Source organism: Aeromonas sp. 2HA2, from assembly GCF_029237345.1.
Taxonomy (GTDB): domain Bacteria; phylum Pseudomonadota; class Gammaproteobacteria; order Enterobacterales; family Aeromonadaceae; genus Aeromonas; species Aeromonas salmonicida.
In genome coordinates this window covers 165,669-183,500 of sequence record NZ_JAACGB010000001.1, presented here as the reverse complement: position 1 = coordinate 183,500, position 17,832 = coordinate 165,669, and the positions used below count along the sequence as shown (strand labels likewise).

Here is a 17,832-nt window from a genome sequence, read left to right as displayed (position 1 = left end):
ATGTTTACCAAGTAAGTAATGGGGGGCTTTGCCCCCTTTCTTTTTTTGGGGTTGGTGATTGTGTTCAAAAGCATGAAAGCAAGGGGTCAGGGCCGATGAGGGTGACAACAAGGATCTTTGGGGTGGTCAGCGTGCTGTATTGGCTGCTGGCCATGCATTTTTTCATGCACAACCCCGGTGGGGCCGGGCTCTATCTGCCATTCAATGCCTGGGGCTGGGTCTTTGCCAGCCTCGTCATCGGCCTGGGGTTGTGGCAGGTCACCCTGCAACAGCGGTTGATATTCTCGTCTTTGCAGGCCTGGCTATGGCTTGGTGGATGCCTGTTGTTGCTACCCATGGCGTATCCCGGTTTTGAACTCAAGGACTATGCCATTCCCCGGCTGCTTGGGTTGTTTGCCGGTCTGCTGTTTCTGTTTTGTCTGTACCAATGGCAACTGGCTCGTCAGGCCCGTGATCAGTTGCTCTATCTGTTGTTGGGGGCAGTAGCGATAGAGGCCTTGCTCGGGCTGGTGCAGTATTACCTGCTGACCCCAGGCAACTGGCTCGGTTATGACACTCGGGCCAATCGCCCTTATGGCATCTTTCAGCAGCCCAATGTGATGGCGACCTTTATGGCGACCGGACTTTCCCTCGCCATCTGGCTTGAGCTGCGCGGCAATGCCAATGTCTGGCTACGAGGGCTGCGCTATGGGGTGATCCTGGCGGCCAGCTTGCTGCTGGTCGTGTTGCAATCCCGGGTGGGACAACTGGGTGGCTTGCTGGCCCTGATCCTGATTGCGCCACAGTTGCATCGTCAGCATCAACTGGCCCGTATTCTGGGCCTGGTTTCGCTCGGTGTCGGCCTGGGGTTGGCGTCTCAGTACGGGATCAGCGGCGTCAAGCGTGGGCTTGAGGTGTATCAATCCGGTGGCATGCGCTCCGTCTACTGGCCTTATGCCGCCAGGCTGATTGCGGAAGCCCCCTTGGCCGGTTGGGGCTATGGCAGCTTTGAGACCACCTTCCTGCATCACTACATGGCCGACAAGGCGCTGAACCCGGCCATGGTGCAGATTGAATACAACCTCGATCACCCCCACAACGAGTTTCTCTACTGGGCGGTGGAGGGCGGGCTGGCCCCCATGATCGGCATGGCGCTGATGGGCGGCGCTCTGTTGTGGCGAGTGACCAAGGCCGGTTGGGTCAAGGGATCGGCGCTGCTGGCACTAGTGACCCCCATACTGTTGCACACCCAGACTGAATATCCGCTCTATCACGCCATTGCCCTGTGGTGGGCCCTGCTGCTGCTGATCCATGTGCTGGATGCGGAAGTGGAGGAGGGGATGCAGACAGCCAGCTGGCGTGAATATGTCTATCGCCCCTGGTTGCTGCTGCGCTTCCTGGCTATCGCCATCCCTGTGCTGGTTGTGCCCTTCATGCTCACCGCCATTCATACCGCATGGGTGGTCACCAAGTACGAGCGCGGCGGTTACAAGGATCCAACCCTGCTGCTTGGTGTCGTCAACCCCATGGCCTGGTTGACCCGGGTGGAGTTTGACGTGAACTCAGTGCGCTTGATGGTGGGCTTGCAGACTGATAACAAGGTGGAGCTGGAAGCCTATCTCGACTGGGGTCAGGCATTTGTACGCCATACCCCCAGAGCCAATATTTACGCGAATATGGTGATCGCACTCGGTGCGCTTGGGCGACAAGAGGAGGCGCAGGCGCTACGAACGCAAGCCTTGATGCTCTATCCGGGTGATCCCTTGCTAACTGGCTCGGCCGCCAAATCCGTGGCCACTACGCTGGAGGATAAACCCTCCTCCTGATGCCCGGCGGCAGGTGCAAAGCAGGGCGGCAAGGTTGCGCGATGTTTCACCAACCGCACTACTGCTTCGCAAAAATAGGCGCCTTTGCTGGACGGCAGAGGCGCCATGGCTAAGATAGTGGCCTCAACGTCTTGTTTTAGAAAGGGAGTATGAAATGGAGTTAGTGCTAGGCCCATTGGAAGCCCGCGTGATCGGCGCTCTGATAGAGAAAGAGATCTGCACGCCGGATCAATACCCCCTCTCCCTCAATGCCCTGGTCAATGCCTGCAACCAGAAGAGCAACCGTGAACCTGTGCTGGATCTCTGTGAGCTGGATATCCGCGCTGTTGTGGATGAGCTGATCCGCAAGCGTCTGGTCGTCAACACTGCCGGTTTCAATGCCCGGGTACCCCGTTACCAGCACCGCTTCTGCAATACCGAGTTTGGCACCCTCAAGTTCAGCGAGCAGGAGCTTGGTATCGTCTGCGAGCTGCTGCTGCGCGGCCCTCAGACTCCGGGTGAGTTGCGCTCTCGCACCAACCGCCTGTGCAGCTTCGATGATGTTACTCAGGTGGATGCTGCCTTGGCCGCTCTGATTGAGCAGGGGCCTTATGTGGTCAAGTTGCCCCGCGAACCGGGCAAGCGTGAATCCCGCTATGCCCATCTGTTCAGCGGTGAGGTGGATCTGCAGGCGCTGGCCGAGGCATCCCCTGCCAGCAGTTATGCCTCCCCGGCGGCGGACAGGTTGAGCGCGCTGGAAGAAGAGGTCGAAACCCTCAAGTCACAGTTGCAGGCTCTGGAAGCCCGTCTGGCGCAACTGGAGGGCTGACATTTCGGCACGTTTCACCCTAAAGAGGCGCTCCGGCGCCTTTTTTATTGTCATTTCGCCGAGGTTCTCCCCTCTTGGCATGTCTTCTTCCATCCTTTGTGATCCTCCGTGCTCCTTGGTTTATATGAGCCAGTCGGCTTTTTTTGAGTTATTTCGCGGTTAAGGGTCGAGCCGCCGCCGCTTTCCCGTTAAAATTCCGCTTTTGCACCTGCCCGTGAGTCTTGATGTCTGCGTTCACCCTCTCTTTCGATTGTTATGCCCTGCTCAGTGAGCTGCAGTTGCAGCGCACCGCCAGTACCCGCTATTTGCAAGAACAGCTGCAAGCGCAGATGCCGCTCGGGCGGGCGTTGATCGACAAGTTGGAGCAGTTGCAGCAGCAGGGACTGGTGCGCCTGCGCGGGGAGCAGCAGTGGAGTCTGAAGGCAGAGGGAACCCTGGCGCTGATCCTGGCGGTACGTTCGGGTGCATGCCCCATGCCGAACTGGGCACGGGTGCCCTCGGTCACCGGCCAGGAGATGGCGCAGGCGCTGGTACGGGAGCTCTGTCTTGGTGAGGCGGGTCAGGTGCCGACCTACTATCTTGCGGCCGATTTGCTTGGCCTGCTCGACGTGACCGATGCCCATCGCCTGCTGCCGGGCTCTAGCCCGCAATGGCAGCAACTGATGTTGATGCACTTCTCCCTGCAAACGCTGCTCGATGCCGAGCCCAGGGCGCAGTGGCCGCTCGCATCGGTTGCCAGCGCCTGTGCTCCCGAGCTGAAAAGCGTGAGCGAAGGGTTCGCCGCCGAATGGCAGTGGCTCTGTGGCGACCTTGCCGGCGAGGTCACCACACACTGGCCCGCCTTGCAGCAGTTGGCGGAGCAGGGGGAAGATCAACCCCTCGCCGAACGGCTGCTCGGTGCCTTGGGCCAGTGGCAGGCAGAGGGTGCCAAGGGGCAGTGGCCGCTGATGTTCAGTGCTCTGCTCTGGCTCGGTTGGTTGCAACAAGCTGACCCCGTGATCGCCAGCGAGCAGCGCAAGAAGTGGCAACGCAGTCTGGGTAATCAGTTTCCGTTGCTGGCGGATCTGCTGGGTCAGTGGGCCGGTGATCGTCATGGTCAGGCGGTCGGTCTGTTCGACACCCTGCAACTGCCGTTGGAGGAGTTGCACTGGGGTTACCTCTGGCTCGATCTCTGCGCCCTTGCCCGGCACGGGGAGCAAAGCCCCCAGGTTGCCATACTGCACAAGTGGGATCTCTCCCATGTGCTGGAGGCGCAACCCCATCACAGACTGATGGCCTTTTGCCAGGATCTGCTGCGACTCCTGTTGGGGCAGGGGGCGCAGCGCGCACCGCTGCAGCAACTGCGAGCCGCCAACGGGGATGACGCACCCGCAGACCAGGACGAAGACGACAAGACGCCCGCCTCGGCCAGCTGGCTCAACTGGCTGCAGGGTTTGGGGCGTTCCAGCGGTGTGCGAAAGGCGCAGGAGCGGCTGGTCTGGCTGCTGCACGCCGAAGGGCCAGAGCTTGAGTGCAAGATCCAGAAGCAGAGCACCAAGGGGGAGTGGACCGCCGGTCGCCGGGTCGATCCCGCTCTGCTCTCGACTCAATATGCCGCCCTGCTTGACGAAGAGGACTGGGCGCTGGTGCGCACCCTGCCCCGGGTCATGGGCCAACTGCCACGAGAGGCCTGGGCGCCCCTTGCCACTCATCCGCGGCTGTTCAATGCCAAGGGGCAGAAGTTGCAACTGGCCGTCAGTGCGCCCCTGTTGCAGATTGTCGCCACCGAGCAGGGCATGAGTGCCTTGCTGAGCCCGTCCGCCGCCGCGCGCGGTGCCCATATACTGCCGCTGGCACAGGATTTGTGGCAGCTCATCCTCACTCCCCAGGCGCTGCTCGATCGCCTGCCTGCACTGGAATCTATCCCCCTGTTGCCCGCTGAGGGCTTAAGCGAATTGCAGCGCACCCTGGACGCCATCCCCGATCTGCCCTGGCACAGTCAGGTGGCAGGTCTGCAAGGCAATGCCGAACTGGCCCCCTGGCCCGGTATTCCCTCGGTACAGCTGGATTGGCAGGATGGTCAGCTGGCGGTCAAGCTGGTGACCCGGCAGGGTGAGTTGCCGCCACTTCCCCTTGGCAAGGGGGAGGCCATAGTGCGCCAGGGGAGCAAGGATTATCACTACTGGCAGCGAGATCTTCTCGCCGAGAAGGGGCAGGCCCAGCAACTGCGCAATTCACTGCCCATAGGGCTGCCAGGGAGTGAGTGGCTACTTCAGGGGGAGCAGGCGCTGGCACTGGTCAATGCCCTGCCCGAGCTGGTGGATGCCGGTGTGGTCATTCACTGGCATCAGGACAGCGCCCGCCTCAAGAGTCTGGACGAAGCGGCCCTGAGTCTGCGTATCGAGCGGCGCCAGGACTGGTTCCAGGTGGAGGGGGCACTGGCCCTCGATGAGCACCAGATCCTCGATTTGCGTCTCATCCTGCGCCAGATGACGCCAGGTCAGCGCACCGTCCAGCTCGACGAGAAGACCAGCCTGATGTTGAGTGACAAGCTGGTGGAGCGGCTCACCATGCTGGGCGCCATGCTGGATGAAGAGCAACGCATCAACAACAAGCTGGCCTATCCGCTCACCCGCCTGCTCTCCGTCATCACCACTGAGGGGGATGACGCCTGGCACTCCCTGCAACAGGAATGGCAGCAGGAGGTGGAGTGCCCCGCCGAACTGTTGACCCCGCTGCGGGATTATCAGAAGGACGGGGTACGCTGGCTGGCGACTCTGGCCCATCATGGCTTCGGCGCCTGTCTGGCCGATGACATGGGCCTGGGCAAGACCCTGCAGGCGCTCATAGTGCTGCGCATGCGCCAGCACCTGGGCCCGGCACTGGTGGTGGTGCCAAAGTCAGTGGTCACCAACTGGCAGGAAGAGGTCGCACGTTTCGCCCCCGAACTTGAGGTGGTGGTATTCGAGAACCCTTCCGAGCGGGAAGGGGTGATCCGCGATGCCAGGGCCGGTCAGGTGATCCTGCTCAACTACGGCATGCTCGGCAGCCTGGCGGAGGCGCTCAAGTCCCGCCGCTGGTCGAGCATGGTGCTGGATGAAGCACAGCAGATCAAAAATGCCGGCACCCAGCGTGCCAAGCTGCTGTTCCAGCTCGAAGGGGATTTTCGCCTCGCCCTCTCCGGTACCCCCATCGAGAACCACCTTGGGGAGCTATGGAGCCTGTTTACCTTTATCAACCCGGGTCTGCTTGGCAGCCTGGGCGAGTTCAAGCGCCGCTTCGGCAAGGCGGTAAAAGATCCCCAGCACATGGCCCTGCTGCGGGCCGTGATCAGCCCCTTTATCCTGCGTCGTCTCAAGCAGCAGGTGCTGACCGAGTTGCCGGACAAGACAGAGATCATTCATCACATCAGTCTCTCCCCCGAGGAGCGTCAGTTGTATGAGGCAACCCGGCGCGAAGTGGTGCAGCAGGTGCAAAGTGCCGATGGCCGCGCCCTGATGCACGTGCTGAGCGGTCTGACCCGGCTGCGCCGGCTCTGCTGCTCCCCCGAGCTGGTGATGCCCGAGTGGTCCCAGACCAGCAGCAAGCTGGACGAGGCGATGGCGCTGCTGGACGAGGCCATCGGCAACGGTCATAGGGTGCTGGTGTTCAGCCAGTTCGTCGATCTGCTGAGCCTGCTGCGCGCGCGCATTGAACAGAAAAAATGGGATTACTGCTATCTGGATGGTGGCTGCTCCGCCAAGTCCCGCCAGGACTCCATACTGCGCTTCCGGCACGAGCCGGTGCCGCTGTTCCTCATCAGTCTCAAGGCGGGGGGCACGGGCCTCAACCTGACCCAGGCCGATACGGTGCTGCACCTGGATCCCTGGTGGAACCCGGCTGTAGAAGATCAGGCAAGCGATCGGGCCCATCGCATGGGGCAGACCCAGCCGGTGACTGTCTATCGGCTGGTGTGCGAGCAGACGGTGGAAGAGAAGATAGTCGCCCTGCACGACGAGAAGCGTGCACTGGCCGATGGCCTGCTCAGCGGCCAGTCCGAAGTGCGCGGACTGGATGTGGAGAGCCTGCGCGCCCTGCTGATGGGCTGATCAGGCTGACGCTGTGTACAAGGGGGGATCGCCAGCAGGCGATCCCCCCTTTGTTTATGTCTGTGTCTGCAAAGGAGATCCCGTCAAAGAGGTGGTCGCTCAGCCAGGGCTGCGGAGCGGCGAATTGGCATCTTGCCGCACCATCAGGAGAGGGGGAGTCTGCCGGTTCGCAGCTACCCCTGATAGAGGTAGAGGTGCAGCCGTTCTATGATGGGCTCACCGCCAATCTTGCGATCTCGCCGCGCCTGCCGCTGCTTGGGCGGGTAGTGGCCAAGGTGGGTGACGCAGGGCTGGGTATCCGAGCAGAGCAGCAAGGGCAGGCTCGCCTTGAGCTGCTGCTTGCGGGGTTCCCTGTCCTGCCAGAGCAGGTTGATCATGGGGTGAGTCTTGACTGGTCGCCGGATCCTGAGCTCGGCATCGGCAGGCAGACGGCGAAGGTCATAGACTTCCTGATCCACCATCTTGCTCCACTCCTCATTGTTGGAGAGCGCTGGAATATAGCGGCGGCTGCGTTCCAGCATCTCCAGCACCTGCTCCCGGCTGAGGCGGTTGATGCTTTGTTTGTCGGCCCAGGTAAAGCCGAGGGAATGCAACTCACCCTCCAGCAGGGTCAGCTTGCGGTAGACCTGCAAGGTGATCACCCCGGGCAGGGCCCTGTGTACCAGCTCGAATTTCTCATCCCGCCCACCTGCCTGTTGCACCAGCCCCTTGAAAGCGAGTTTGCGGGTGTTGATCTCCTCGATCAGTGGGCGCAGCTGGCTGGCGCTGGCGGCAGAGAAGCGCAGCCAGCCCGGCAGGCGGTGGGTAGCCTTGGTGGAGCAGCCGGGGCGAGTACTGTGATCCTGATAGGCCGCCAGGGTGGCCGCCAGAGCTTCCTCTGCGCCCAGATAGCCCACTTCTATCTGCTCGATGGGCTCGTGTTCCTGCCCCTGGGGTACGGCAGGAAGGGGATAGACGTGAGCCTCCAGCAAGGGTAGCTGACCCAGCTGTCGGGCCAGGCGGGCCAGCGCCTCTTCGAGCGCGTCCATCTGTTGACGCAGGGCGGCAGTCGGAGTAAATGTGTCCATCGGCATGTCCTGTGGTCGCCCCTGTCACATCCTCTGAAGAGAGTTGGCAGGGGGTTGGCTGAACTACTGTATAAATAACCATACCAGTATGCCGGAAGTGAGCCAAGTGCCTCCTTTTTGATGCCCTTGGCGAGCATCAGAAGTGATAGCCATTTGGGTGTGTTGTTTTTGTATCTCTCTGTTAAATAAGGATCAATAAAAGATCTCTTGTTTAACAACTGGATGTAAACACCAGGTTGCCTGCCTCGCCTTTAGATCCGGTGACTGCATAGCCAAGGCAGGAAACTGCATAGTTAGAGGTGTGCCACGCAGGAGAATATGCTGTCGGGTTTTCATGCGGAATAAAATGGTTATTTAATAGTTAAAAATCAATTGGTTATATTTTAATGGCTGACGATATGCAGCATTAGCTTTACTAATGTGTTGTATCAAAATTCGTCAATTGAGTCGGTTGTCCCTCCTGACTAAGCTTTGCGCAACAAATGTGCACCTGCGCAGACATTATCAAGAGGAGCCACATCATGGCCAACATGACTTATACCGAAGCCGGTTACCAGCATTCCAGCCAATCGAATCTGGCTGCTCGCGTCAAAATGACAGTACTGACCTGGCTGGAACGCAGCCGCAGCCGTCGCCAGCTCTCCGAGCTGCCCGAGTACCTGCTCAAGGACATCGGCCTGAACGAATCTGATCGTTATCAAGAGACCACCAAGCCCTTCTGGCGTGGTTGATCTGCCGGGCATGGATGCCTTGTTTTTCTGCTGATCCTGATTGCTTCATCCCGACTTGGCCCGTGCCAGCGTGTGAATGACTGCCTGATATTATTGCTTCCCCGCAGTGCTGTTTTACTTCCCGTGATTACCCCATACCTTGTCGATTTGTCACTATCTGTCGCCAGCTTTGTATCCTTACTGTTTGAATTTGTTTAAAAACTGATTTTAAGCCCACACGCCTTGCGTATAATCCGCCCATAGCGTTCCTGACAAAAGGGTGAGATGGATGATTCCCCAGCATGATTTTTTGGCCCTGACCCGCCACCACGAGTGGCAGCTTGAGCCCTTCGCGTTTGACCTGCCCGATGGCTCCCGGGTGAGCGTCTGGGATACGGGAGTGCTCTGCCTGGAGCCTGCCAGTGGCGCGGGCGATCAGCCCGGGGGACGCAAGGATATCGTCCTCTCCTGCGGTATTCACGGCAACGAAACCGCCCCCATCGAGATCTGCAACCAGCTGCTGACCCGGCTGCTCAGCGGCGAGCTTAGCGCCCGTCATCGGGTGCTGTTCCTGTTTGGCAACCCGGCCGCCATGAACCTGGGGTTGCGGGAGGTGGAGGAGAACATGAACCGGCTCTTCTCCGGTGCCCACAGCAAGGGGGAGGGGCTGTGCAATCAGGAGCGCATTCGCGCCATGCGCCTCGAGCAGTATGTGAGTCGCTTTTTTGCTGATCCTGCCCGGCCCCGTTATCACTACGACCTGCACACCGCCATTCGCGGTTCGCGTCACGAGAAGTTTGCTGTCTACCCCTTCCCCCATGAGCGGCCGCACTGCAAGGAGCAGGTGCAGTTCCTCGGTGCTTGCGGGGTGCGTACCATACTGCTCTCCAGCGGCCCCACTACCACCTTCAGCTATTACAGCTCGCACAGCCACGGTGCCCATGCCTTCACGGTGGAGCTGGGCAAGGTGCGCCCGTTTGGCGAGAACGACATGACCCGCTTCATCGAGACCCGTCAGGCGCTGCAGGAGCTGGTAACTCGGGATGAGGTGACGCTCGAGCCTTGGCGCGCGGATGACTTCACCATTTTTGCCATCGACCGGGTGATCAACAAGCGTTCGGAGCAGTTTCGCTTCCTGTTTGCCAGCGATGTGGACAATTTCACCGAGTTTCCCCAGGGATTCGTGCTGGCCGAGGATGGGGAGCTGCGCTACACGGTAGAAAAGACGCGGGAGGCGGTGGTCTTCCCCAACGCCAATGTGGCCATAGGTCAGCGCACCGTGCTGCTGGTGGTGCCGACCCGCTTGTGGGGGTGAGCCGAACCCGTCTTCTGTGCCATAGACCTGCGCGTCGTCCGGTTGGTGACGCGAATCCATTAATGTGGGAGTGATCCCGCATCCACCCAAAAGGGAGCCCGAAGCGGCTCCCTTTTTCGTCTCTGCTCAGCCGAAAAGTTCAGTGTCTTTCTGAAATTAAAGAAGTTTCTACTGGTCTTACCTGGTTAAATCACATTGCTCTTTGGTTAACATCTTATTTACATTCTAAGGGTCACCTCATGGTGGTGACGTTGACAACGGCAAGGAGCCAGTTATGACCCATGTCGACATCCCTTTCCTTCGTTACCTCGATGAGGAAGGGCGCCCGGTCGCGACACTACCGACCTGGCTGGACAAGGCGATACTGCACACTTTCTACCGCAACATGGTGATGGTGCGCAGCTATGACAAGAAAGCAATCGCGCTGCAGCGAACCGGCAAGCTCGGCACCTTTCCCTCCCATCTGGGAGCCGAGGCGGTCGGGATAGGCGTCGGTCTCGCCATGCAGGAGCAGGATGTCTATGTGCCCTACTACCGGGACATGCCCACCCTCTATGTGCGGGGCGTGCCCATGGAGAAAAACCTGCAATATTGGGGTGGGGACGAACGGGGTAGTGTTTTTTACAAGGCCGACGGCGAGCTGTCGGAGGACTTGCCCATCTGCGTGCCCATCGCCACCCAGATCACCCATGCCGCCGGCATAGCGGCGGCCTTCAAGTTGCGCAACCAGCCCAGAGTGGCCGTGGTCACCATAGGTGACGGCGGTACCTCCAAGGGGGACTTCCTGGAGGGGCTCAACTGCGCCGGAGTCTGGCATCTACCCATGGTGATGATCATCAACAACAACCAGTGGGCCATTTCTGTGCCGCGCAAGTTGCAGTCGAGCGCACCCACCCTGGCCCAGAAAGGAGTTGGCGCCGGGGTACGCAGCATCCAGGTTGACGGCAACGACGTGGTGGCTGTTTATGATGCCACCCGCATCGCCGTCGAGCGTGCTCGCAGTGGCAAGGGGCCGACGCTCATAGAGGCAATCAGCTATCGGCTGGGGGATCACACCACGGCCGACGATGCGACCCGCTATCGGGATGCTGCCGAGGTGGAAGCCGCCTGGGCCAAGGAGCCGGTCAAGCGGTTGCGACAATTCATGTTTGAACAGGGCTGGTGGGACGAGCATCAGGAGCAGGCGCTACTGGCCGAGGCGAGCCGGGAGGTCGATCGCGCCGTGGCTGCCTATGAAAGCACGGCCCCGCAGGCGCCGGAAACCCTGCTCGACTATCAGTTTGCCGAGTTGCCCAAGGATTATCGCGGGCAGCGCCAGCGCATCATCGCCAAGGGCATGCAGCGTCACGCCGGGGAGGAACGCTCATGATCGATGAGATGAGACTGCAGGATGCCATCAAGCCTGCCTGGTGTGACGACATGACATGCCACGGGAATGCGGTGGCTGATGACGCCGAGTGGGGGAGGACGCATGAGTGAAATGACACTGCTCGAAGCCATCAATCTGGCACTGCACCATGAGATGGAACACGACCCTGATGTGGTTGTTCTGGGGGAGGATGTCGGGGTCAATGGCGGGGTGTTTCGGGCCACTGTTGGCCTTCGCGACAAGTTTGGCTTCAAGCGGGTGATAGATACACCGCTGGCCGAGGGGCTGATCGCCGGGGTGGCGGTGGGGATGGCAACCCAGGGGCTCAAGCCGGTGGCCGAGTTCCAGTTTCAGGGCTTCATCTTCCCCGGCATGGAGCAGATCATCTGCCAGGCGGCGCGGATGCGTAACCGCACCCGTGGCCGTCTCTCCTGCCCCATCGTCTATCGCTCTCCCTACGGCGCCGGCATTCACTCGCCGGAGCACCACAGCGAGAGCGTTGAAGCCCTGTTTGCCCATATTCCGGGCCTGCGGGTGGTCATTCCCTCCAGCCCGAGGCGCGCTTATGGCTTGCTGCTATCGGCCATTCGTGACCCGGATCCCGTCATGTTCTTCGAGCCTGATCGTATCTATCGCTCCATGAAGTCGGACGTGGTGGATGACGGTGTCGGTCTGCCGCTGGACGTCTGCTTCACCCTGCGGCCGGGGCGGGACGTCACCATGGTTGCCTGGGGGGCCTGTATTCAGGAGGTGATGCGGGCGGCGAGCCTCTTGGCGGAGCAGGATATCCAGTGCGAAGTGCTGGATTTGGCGACCATCAAGCCGCTCGACATGGAGAGCATTCTGGCGTCGGTGCGCAAGACAGGCCGTCTGCTGGTGGTGCACGAGGCGTGCGGCAGCTTCGGGGTGGGCGCCGAGATAGTGGCGCGGGTGACCGAGGAGGCGTTGGCCTCCCTCAAGGCGCCGCCCAAGCGCCTCACTGGGGTGGATGCCGCTGTACCCTATTATCGCAACGAAGAGTATTACCTCATCACAGAGCAGGATATCGCGGATGCGGCTTACCAGCTGATGGAGAACAAATGGCTATGACATTTTTCAAATTTTGGCGCTTCAGCAGCCGAGCAAAAAATAGCCATGGAATCTTCCAACGTTTGGTGATTGCCCCGCAGATGGAGAACTGGTCATGAAATTTTTCAAATTACCGGACCTGGGCGAAGGGTTGGCCGAGGCCGAGATCGTCGAATGGAAGGTGAGTACTGGCGATACAGTGAGTGTCGATCAGGTGCTGTTGTCGGTAGAAACCGCCAAGGCGCTGGTGGATGTGCCCTCGCCGGTGGCAGGGGTTATTGCCAGGCTTTGTGGTCAGGAGGGCGACATTCTCCACATCGGCGCGCCACTGGTGGAATTTGAAGGGGGTGAAGATGACGGAACTGTGGTGGGCAAGGTCAGCGCTCACCAACAGCATATCGAGGATCACTTCGTGGTGGGGGCCATAGCCCCGGGGGGTAGCCTGGTGCAAGCCATGCCTGCGGTGCGGCTGCTGGCACAGAAACTGGGTCTGGATATCGATCGGATCAAAGGCAGTAGCAGCGCCGGCATGGTGACCGAGCAGGATGTGCAGGCGGCATTCGAGGCGCAGCAGAGCAGCGGCAACGAGTTCCTCAAGGGCTCGCGCCGGGCCATGGCCAAGGCGATGGAGCTTTCTCATCAGACAGTGGTGCCGGTCAGCATCACCGACGAAGTGGATCTGCGTCACTGGCGCCCAGACGAAGATGTGACAGTACGGCTCATCAAGGCCATCGGTGTCGCCTGTCGTGCCGAACCTTCCATGAACGCCTGGTTTGACGGAGATACGCTCTCAAGGCGGCTGTTCAACGAGGTCAACGTGGCCATTGCGGTCGACTCCAGGCATGGGCTCTATGTGCCCGTGATGGAGAACGTAGCCGAGCGGGAGGGAGCCGACATCCGGCAGGGGCTGGATCGGATGATCGCGGATGTGAAGGCGCGCGCTGTGCCGCGCGAGATGCTGCAGGGGGCGACTATTACTCTCACCAACTTCGGTGCCATCGCGGGTCGTTATGCCAGCCCAATCGTGACGCCACCGCAGGTGGCCATCATAGGTGCGGGCAAGTTGTTCGAGAAGGTGGTGTTCATCCATGGGGAAGCTCGCCCGGTCAGAGTGCTGCCTCTGTCGATGACCTTTGATCACAGGGCCTGTACCGGCGGCGAGGCGGCTCGCTTCCTCAAGGTACTGGTTCAGGCACTGGAATCGCCTGCACTATAAACGGCTGTGCCCTGCCATTGGCAGGGCACAAATTTGTTTGCGTAATCCCCAAAGCCACGTATAATCTAAATCAGCTTGAAAGGGCCAAAGTTATGTCAATGAATATGATGTTTTACATCTTTTCCTGTTGTTCATAAGTTAATCCCGTTTTTGAGCTTTATCCGCTGAAAAGCATAAGTAATTATTTAGAATACAGGTTAAAGATATGTCTAACATGATCACCGGTACCGTTAAGTTTTTCAACGAAACCAAAGGTTTTGGCTTCATCCAGCAAGAAAACGGCCCGGACGTTTTCGTTCACTTCAGCGCTATCAGCGGTAACGGTTTCCGTACCCTGGCTGAAGGTCAGCGCGTACAGTTTTCTGTGACCCAAGGTCAGAAAGGCCCGCAGGCTGAGAACGTAACTGCTCTGTAATTCTTACAGAATTTAAGAAAGCCGTGGTGCCTCTGGTTCCACGGCTTTTTGTTTATGGGCCATCTTCACTGTTTTCAGCATCATCTTTGACCTTGAATTTCACCATGACCCCATCACTTCTTCTTGCTGCCAGCCTGCTGACCATTGCCAATCTTCAGACACAGAGTACATCCGCTACAGAAGCGAAAGCCGTATGCCGGCAGTTTGTTCAGGTACGTCTTGGGAATGGTAGTCAGCCTGATGAGATCAAGGCTCAGCCTTTGCCAAAGCGGGAAGGGGAGTGGATGGTCGATGGCAAAGTAAAAGGACCCGAAGGTCCTTTGCTGTTTGCCTGTTTGCCTGTTTGCTGCGCCAGGGCTTGCGCTGGGAGTTGATCAACTTTTCGCTCTGGGCCCCGCAGGCGATCAAAGCGGTTTGAGTGCGACTATCAGATGCTGCAGATGCTCAACCATTGTCATGCCAAAAGGAGTCAGGTAGCCGCCATCTTCTGCGCTGATGAGCCCCTGCTGATGCAGACGTACAGCCGCTTGACACAGCTCGTCGGACATGTCACTGCGCAACTTGATCCCCAGGCTCATGTTGGCCGGATCAAAGCATGCCAGTATTTTCAAGTCGTTTACAAAGTCGTTAGAAATCTGGTCGATCCCAATCATGAATGCACTCCTTACGCTAAAGATGTATGCAAACTAGCATTCCCGGATCCACTTTAGTGGGCGCTGGTTCAAACTATTGGGCTTTATCCGTGCGGGGAGTGCTTGAACGCTGTTTTTTTGGGCGCAGCTATCCGAGTTGAGCTGTGAAAATGTGAGTCCGCTCGCCAGCGTTCAAACATGATAGGATAAGGCTCTCCTTTGTCTTTCTGGCCGAGCACTGAATATCGGCCTTCCAGTTCAAGGCGCCCCTCATGGTAAAGATCACGCTAGTATCACTGCTTCACACTCTCGGCCCCCGTTTCCCTGTCTATCCCGCCTCTCTGCTGCTACCTCTGCTCGACAAGCATCAGGGCGATGTCTGGCTGCCAGCCATAAAGGGGGGGGATGTGGCCGTATTGCGTCAGCATGGCAAGGGTGCGGCTGCGCAAACCCTGGCGCCGCTGACGGCTGGCTGGTGTGATTTTGCTGCCAGCGATGTCGGAGCGACGCCCGAGCTGGATGCCCTTGCCAACTACGACAGCGAGATGATGGACAATCTGCTGATGTATTGGCACAGCCCGGCCAAGATAAACAGCCCGATCACCGATAACCTGTTCGAGCTGCGCCGCGAGGTGGTGGACGAAGCCCATGGATCCAAACTGGCCAACGCCTGGGAGCAACAACAGGTGCTGCGATTCGAGCAGATCATGGGTGGCGCATTGGCTGGACGGGATCAGCTCTGCTTCGTCGAGGTGGAGTCCGCCTACTGGCTGCGCCAGCGTTGTTGCGAGACGTCGGAGATCTCCCTGGTGACGCCTGAACTGGGCTGATATTGCCGAAAAATAGGTGACCGATCTCTCATACTGGACAAGCTGTCAGCAAGATGTGAACATGGCGCCCTTTATTGAAAGAGAGACTTGGCCAATGAGCTATGAACTGAGCGAAACCGAGCGCAATGCTGCGCTGCAACTGAATGCCGACTACCGTTACGAGCACTTCATCAGCAAGCTGGTCGAGTACGAAGAGCTGTTTGTCCTGACCGACGAGCACGGCGTCATGATGCTGACCACAGACGATGAAGATTGCATCCCGGTATGGCCACACCCTGAGTACGCCCAGGCGTGGGCCGAGGGTGAATGGGCCGAATGCAAGCCGCAGTCCATCACCCTCAAGGTGTGGCTGGAGCGCTGGGTTGACGGCATGGAGCAGGACGAGCTGTGTGTCGCCGTGTTCCCGACGCCGGATCAGGAAGGCATAGTGCTGTCGCCGGCCGACGTGGCTGACGCCATTGCCGAGAAGCAGGCCAAGCGCGCTTAATCGCCCCTCGCGTCAAGGCTGCAACCACGGTTGCAAACAAAAAAGACCCCGTCACCTCTGGTGCGGGGTCTTTTGTTTGATATGTACTTTGGTCTCAAGGTTGCCGATAAGTGGTGTCTATCTTCATGACGGCAGGAAAGGTCTTGCCGTTTTTGATGGCGGCTTTTGTCTCGGTTTTTAGCTGGTCGTCGATCCAGAGCAGACCGCCGTAGCTGTAGCCGCTACTTCCGCCATCGAGTGGCCAGTAAAGCAGGTCACTTTTGGGTGTGGCGGGCAGCTTGGGCAATTTTATCCAGCGCCAGGCCCCTTCCCGGGTATAGGGCACCTGATAGGCAGGGACAAAGCTGGCCAGTTCATACAGACGCTGCTGGATCTGCCGCGACAGCGCCGCTTTTTTGGCGAAGTCGAACTCCTTGTCGTACTGCTCCACCAGGGCAGTGATGGCGTCATCATCGATGTTCATGATGTTGTTGGTCTGGGGCTTGTTGGCATTGACCTTGTGGAAAAACTCCCAATAAGCGGGATAGCGACCGCCGCTCCATGCCATCCAGGCACTCTGGTGTTTTTTCTCCAGCATGGACTTGAAACCCGAAGAGGCATCCATCAGGTTGAGCTCGAGATTGAGCCCCGCCTTCTTGGCCTCCTCCCGCAGCAAAGTGAGCCGCTGGGCATGTTCTGCCGTGGTGTAGGTGATGGTCAGCGTCAGTGGCTGCCCCTTGTCGTTTTGCAAAATGCCCTGTGGCCCCACCTTGTTGAAACCAGCCTTGGCGAAATAGCTGCGCGCAAGTTTGGGATCAAACGGGCGTGCCTTTATCTCTGTGTTGGTAAAATCCCCTTGGCCCGACCCGTAGCTGTTGAGTCGCTGGTAATCCCCTCGAAGCAAGGTGACGAGCATCTTGTCTAGGTTGAGGGAATGCTGGATGCCGAGCCGTACATTGAGCTCGCTGAGCAGCGGGTCTGCTGTATTGAGATAGAGTCCCATGGGGGATTGGGGGGTCTGGTTGTAGAACCAGAGCCGCTCGATATAACCCTTCTCGAATTCTGCGGTTTTGGTCTTGTCATGCCACCAGTTGGGCATGACCAGCGGGAAGGTATCCAGATCGCCGCGCAAGAAGTGTTGCCAGGCGATGTTCTGATCCCGCAACACCTTGATCTCAATCCTGTCCGGGTTGAATCGGTGCTGAAAGTAGCGCTCCTCGTCTCCCCACCAATCTTTGATCCGCTTGAAGCTAACCGACTTGCCCTTTTTTACCTCGCCGAGCTGATAGGGACCTGTGACTGGCAGTATTTTCCAGTTGTACTCCTTGACCCAGTTGGCCGTGAGCTTGATGGCGTGGCTTGGCTCAGGGGTGAATGGCAGGGATTCCAGCAGATCTTCCCGACTCTTTTCGCTGCTGCTGGTGATAGATAGGGTGTGGTCATCGAAGCGTGTCACGTCTGCGATCTGGGTGCTGTAGTAGTTGTTGTACCAGGGGTCGTTTATTTCCTTGCTGCGCATCATCTTGAGGGTAAACACCCAGTCATCGGCGGTGACGGGCTGGCCATCTGACCAGCGAGCCTTGGGGTTGATGCGAAAATAGAGGGTCTTGTGATCGGCGCCAAAGGCCCACGCGTTTGCCAGCATGGGCATTGGGTTGCCTGTGACGGGATGGGTGCTCAGCAGCGGCAGGTTGCTTTCCCTGACATAGCTGGCAAAGCTGCCGTTGGAATCGGGCCCGAATTTGCGCAGGGTCAACGGAAAGCTGGTGACAAATCCGCGAAAGGTGCCGCCCCGTTTCGCGGCCTGGTCGGCGTAGACAGGGTCCGCATTGTTGCTCTCCCACTTGAGATCCGCAGGCAGGCCGGCGCCCCAGCCAAACTGACTCCAGCACAGGGTCAGGGTGATGGCGGCGGTGTAAGCAGTGGTGCGAATAAGGGTCGGGACGGGGCTCACCCCGGCTGAGGCTGTCGATGGCATATCCTTGCTCTCTCCTGATGGTCTGCATCCTGCAGACACGGTCTGGTGACATCAGTCCCGATAGGGACTGGCTCATGATGGAAATT

General features: G+C 59.0%; 14 protein-coding genes and 1 pseudogene. 12 read left to right on the top strand and 3 right to left on the bottom strand.

Annotation, left to right across the window (positions count from 1 at the left end; translation table 11 throughout):
- Window positions 1–95 precede the first annotated feature (95 nt).
- From GWQ29_RS00815 to GWQ29_RS00805, 3 genes are all read left to right on the top strand, one after another.
- A complete protein-coding gene (locus tag GWQ29_RS00815) occupies window positions 96–1,805 on the top strand; it encodes a Wzy polymerase domain-containing protein (RefSeq protein ID WP_275918542.1) in 1,710 nt (569 codons plus the stop codon).
- Window positions 1,806–1,959: 154 nt separating this feature from the next.
- A complete protein-coding gene (locus GWQ29_RS00810; RefSeq protein ID WP_256684504.1) occupies window positions 1,960–2,613 on the top strand; it encodes a DUF480 domain-containing protein in 654 nt (217 codons plus the stop codon).
- A 224-nt stretch (window positions 2,614–2,837) separates the two neighbouring features.
- Window positions 2,838–6,680 carry a DEAD/DEAH box helicase gene (locus GWQ29_RS00805; protein WP_265421198.1) on the top strand — a complete coding sequence of 1,281 codons (3,843 nt, stop codon included), beginning with the start codon at window positions 2,838–2,840 and terminating at the stop codon, window positions 6,678–6,680.
- 173 nt (window positions 6,681–6,853) lie between these two features.
- On the opposite strand, the gene GWQ29_RS00800 is transcribed toward GWQ29_RS00805, so the two are convergent.
- Window positions 6,854–7,747, bottom strand: coding sequence for a DNA replication terminus site-binding protein (locus GWQ29_RS00800; protein ID WP_265421199.1), 894 nt, complete (start codon window positions 7,745–7,747; stop codon window positions 6,854–6,856).
- 521 nt (window positions 7,748–8,268) lie between these two features.
- Here GWQ29_RS00800 and GWQ29_RS00795 point away from each other — a divergent pair.
- The 7 genes and pseudogenes from GWQ29_RS00795 (at window position 8,269) to GWQ29_RS00765 (ending at window position 14,258) form a co-directional block, all read left to right on the top strand.
- Entirely contained in the window at window positions 8,269–8,478 is a 210-nt protein-coding gene (locus GWQ29_RS00795) for a DUF1127 domain-containing protein (RefSeq protein ID WP_099993867.1), read from the top strand.
- A 268-nt stretch (window positions 8,479–8,746) separates the two neighbouring features.
- A complete protein-coding gene (astE, locus tag GWQ29_RS00790; RefSeq protein WP_265421200.1) occupies window positions 8,747–9,772 on the top strand; it encodes a succinylglutamate desuccinylase in 1,026 nt (341 codons plus the stop codon).
- Window positions 9,773–10,046: 274 nt separating this feature from the next.
- Entirely contained in the window at window positions 10,047–11,141 is a 1,095-nt protein-coding gene (pdhA, locus tag GWQ29_RS00785) for a pyruvate dehydrogenase (acetyl-transferring) E1 component subunit alpha (RefSeq protein WP_005320262.1), read from the top strand.
- 102 nt (window positions 11,142–11,243) lie between these two features.
- On the top strand, window positions 11,244–12,230 hold the full coding sequence (locus tag GWQ29_RS00780; protein WP_265421201.1) for an alpha-ketoacid dehydrogenase subunit beta: 987 nt from the start codon (window positions 11,244–11,246) through the stop codon (window positions 12,228–12,230).
- A gap of 94 nt (window positions 12,231–12,324) precedes the next feature.
- A complete protein-coding gene (locus GWQ29_RS00775; protein ID WP_275918541.1) occupies window positions 12,325–13,425 on the top strand; it encodes a dihydrolipoamide acetyltransferase family protein in 1,101 nt (366 codons plus the stop codon).
- A gap of 205 nt (window positions 13,426–13,630) precedes the next feature.
- Window positions 13,631–13,840 (top strand): cold-shock protein, encoded by a 210-nt coding sequence (locus GWQ29_RS00770; protein WP_005331438.1) that lies wholly within the window; start codon window positions 13,631–13,633, stop codon window positions 13,838–13,840.
- A 104-nt stretch (window positions 13,841–13,944) separates the two neighbouring features.
- A pseudogene (locus tag GWQ29_RS00765) lies at window positions 13,945–14,258 on the top strand (hypothetical protein).
- Here the strand turns inward: GWQ29_RS00765 and GWQ29_RS00760 are convergent.
- A complete protein-coding gene (locus GWQ29_RS00760) occupies window positions 14,245–14,493 on the bottom strand; it encodes a TIGR02647 family protein (RefSeq protein WP_005320240.1) in 249 nt (82 codons plus the stop codon). The pseudogene GWQ29_RS00765 and the gene GWQ29_RS00760 sit on opposite strands and share 14 nt — an antisense overlap.
- A gap of 251 nt (window positions 14,494–14,744) precedes the next feature.
- Here GWQ29_RS00760 and GWQ29_RS00755 point away from each other — a divergent pair, with 251 nt between their 5' ends.
- Both GWQ29_RS00755 and GWQ29_RS00750 read left to right on the top strand, forming a co-directional pair.
- Window positions 14,745–15,302 (top strand): hypothetical protein, encoded by a 558-nt coding sequence (locus GWQ29_RS00755; RefSeq protein WP_125607448.1) that lies wholly within the window; start codon window positions 14,745–14,747, stop codon window positions 15,300–15,302.
- 94 nt (window positions 15,303–15,396) lie between these two features.
- The gene (locus GWQ29_RS00750; protein ID WP_005320236.1) at window positions 15,397–15,789 is read left to right on the top strand and encodes a DUF2750 domain-containing protein; all 393 of its coding nucleotides are present in this window, start codon (window positions 15,397–15,399) and stop codon (window positions 15,787–15,789) included.
- 94 nt (window positions 15,790–15,883) lie between these two features.
- Here GWQ29_RS00750 and GWQ29_RS00745 read toward each other — a convergent pair whose 3' ends face one another.
- Entirely contained in the window at window positions 15,884–17,746 is a 1,863-nt protein-coding gene (locus GWQ29_RS00745) for an extracellular solute-binding protein (protein ID WP_265421205.1), read from the bottom strand.
- Window positions 17,747–17,832: the final 86 nt, after the last annotated feature.

Coding starts and splice junctions, on each gene's coding strand:
- GWQ29_RS00815 (WP_275918542.1), top strand. CDS start 96: ATGAGGGTGACAACAAGGATCTTTGGGGTGGTCAGCGTGCTGTATTGG.
- GWQ29_RS00810 (WP_256684504.1), top strand. CDS start 1,960: ATGGAGTTAGTGCTAGGCCCATTGGAAGCCCGCGTGATCGGCGCTCTG.
- GWQ29_RS00805 (WP_265421198.1), top strand. CDS start 2,838: ATGTCTGCGTTCACCCTCTCTTTCGATTGTTATGCCCTGCTCAGTGAG.
- GWQ29_RS00800 (WP_265421199.1), bottom strand. CDS start 7,747: ATGGACACATTTACTCCGACTGCCGCCCTGCGTCAACAGATGGACGCG.
- GWQ29_RS00795 (WP_099993867.1), top strand. CDS start 8,269: ATGGCCAACATGACTTATACCGAAGCCGGTTACCAGCATTCCAGCCAA.
- astE (WP_265421200.1), top strand. CDS start 8,747: ATGATTCCCCAGCATGATTTTTTGGCCCTGACCCGCCACCACGAGTGG.
- pdhA (WP_005320262.1), top strand. CDS start 10,047: ATGACCCATGTCGACATCCCTTTCCTTCGTTACCTCGATGAGGAAGGG.
- GWQ29_RS00780 (WP_265421201.1), top strand. CDS start 11,244: ATGAGTGAAATGACACTGCTCGAAGCCATCAATCTGGCACTGCACCAT.
- GWQ29_RS00775 (WP_275918541.1), top strand. CDS start 12,325: ATGAAATTTTTCAAATTACCGGACCTGGGCGAAGGGTTGGCCGAGGCC.
- GWQ29_RS00770 (WP_005331438.1), top strand. CDS start 13,631: ATGTCTAACATGATCACCGGTACCGTTAAGTTTTTCAACGAAACCAAA.
- GWQ29_RS00760 (WP_005320240.1), bottom strand. CDS start 14,493: ATGATTGGGATCGACCAGATTTCTAACGACTTTGTAAACGACTTGAAA.
- GWQ29_RS00755 (WP_125607448.1), top strand. CDS start 14,745: ATGGTAAAGATCACGCTAGTATCACTGCTTCACACTCTCGGCCCCCGT.
- GWQ29_RS00750 (WP_005320236.1), top strand. CDS start 15,397: ATGAGCTATGAACTGAGCGAAACCGAGCGCAATGCTGCGCTGCAACTG.
- GWQ29_RS00745 (WP_265421205.1), bottom strand. CDS start 17,746: ATGCCATCGACAGCCTCAGCCGGGGTGAGCCCCGTCCCGACCCTTATT.